Annotated in this window: 1 protein-coding gene and 1 pseudogene; both read left to right on the top strand. The window is 35.2% G+C overall.

Translation table 11 applies throughout. The features are described 5' to 3' along the window. Positions 1 to 124 precede the first annotated feature (124 nt). A complete protein-coding gene (locus F6K22_RS40295; RefSeq protein WP_293110713.1) occupies positions 125 to 697 on the top strand; it encodes a hypothetical protein in 573 nt (190 codons plus the stop codon). Between the two features lie 552 nt (positions 698 to 1,249). Further along, positions 1,250 to 1,681: pseudogene (locus tag F6K22_RS40290) on the top strand (penicillin-binding protein 2); the annotation flags it as partial.

The following is a 1,681-nucleotide window of genomic DNA, read 5'->3' as shown; positions in this document are numbered from 1 at the left end:
GTTGAGAAGCTAATATATATTAAAAATTTTAATTTTAATTTGAGCAAGAAATTAAAAAATATACTCAAGAGTAAATACTATTGTATTTTGTAATTATTATAGATGTGAGTATTAGGTCAACTATATGGTCGCAGTCAGAAGTACATTTCCAACCCCAAGCAATAAATCCACAAAAAATAATTTTTCTGTCATCTCAAAAAAATCAACTCGCCGACAGAAACCAACAGAAAAAAATTTATCTGATGGTAACTATACTTCTCAAGAGGGTACAGACTTACAAACAATTCAAGCACAGAACCAGGATCAAGTCATATCCCTACCCCAGTCCAAACCTCTGTGGTTAAAATCTTTGATAGCGACGCAATTCACTTCATCCATTGTCGCGGTATTATTAGCAAGTGGGAGTGTGGCCTTTTATGGCTTAACAATATATGGCCAGTCTAAATGGACAACAGAATATCAACAATTACAAAAACTTAGACAAAAAGAACAGCAGATAAGTGTTGCTAATGAACTATTAAAAAATCATATAGCTGAACAAGCATCAACTTCTGAGAGTGGTTTAACTTCACGAGATTCTGTCAAGAGAATATTTTTGGAACCAGCACCTCCACGTCCTGCTCCTAATCCTCCTCAACCTTATCTAGAATCTAGTTCAGATCATAAATATTTCTTCAAAACACCAGTGGGGTATTGAAGAAGTTAAAAGTCAAAAGTCAAAAGTCAAAAGTAAGAATTAATCAAAATTAAAAGTTAAAAATCAAAAGTATAGCCTTTCTCAAGCTCCTGAGGTACAGTTATCTTTTTGTCTTTTTATTCCCTGTTCCCAGTTAAGTTTTCCTTCAAAGCTAAAATTTTGTACCTTACCAGTATGTTAATTACATAATAATTGAAGTGTCACCTAAGTGTAGCATTCTTTACCAAAAAATTAGGTCTCAAACCAAATCCGGTTATTAAAAGGTGATTTTCAAAATTCATCTCTAACCGTTCTGCCTTCTGCCTTCTGGCTTCTGCCTTACCTTCACAGTAAATCTGCCTTCGTGCACCGGATTTAGTCTCAAACCTCTTTTTAAGAGGATAATAAACTGCAGTATTTCAAGCATAAGGCTTTAGCTGGAGATACTAATACAGCCTATTCCACCTGAGTAAGGTACAACTGTGACAGGCAAGAAGGCTGTGCTACAAAGGTTTTTATTTCGTTGTACCTCACATACCTGGAATTTGCTTTAACTGATAACTGATAACTGATATGAACTCTCCTTCAAATTCCCAACTTCGTCGTAGGTCTTTCAACCCCAAACAAAGAGCAAAATCTACTTCTCATCTCAAAAATCAAAACCCTCAAAGCGAAACAGATTATGTCAAAAATAATAGTCAAAAATCACTCTCAACACCCTCTAAGAAAAACTCAGAAAAATGTCGAACCTCAAGACTTTACCAAGTCTGGATACTTCTGATGTTGGGCTTAATAGGATTAATAATTAACCTATTTCGTTTACAAGTAGTGCAGGGCAAAGCATTACAAAAAATAGCCCAACAGCAGCAGACTATACAATCAAATCCTTTCATTCCCAGACGCCCAATAGTTGATAGAAACGGCAATGTTTTAGCAATTGATAAAGTAGCATACACTCTCTATGCTCACCCCAAAATTTTTAACCGCTCAAAACAAGAAGTTGCA

It is taken from the genome of Okeania sp. SIO2F4 (assembly GCF_010672385.1).
GTDB lineage: Bacteria > Cyanobacteriota > Cyanobacteriia > Cyanobacteriales > Microcoleaceae > Trichodesmium.
This window is presented reverse-complemented; position numbering and strand designations above follow the sequence as displayed.

Excerpts from the sequence above, each read along its gene's own strand:
- F6K22_RS40295 (WP_293110713.1), top strand. The coding sequence starts at position 125 with ATGGTCGCAGTCAGAAGTACATTTCCAACCCCAAGCAATAAATCCACA.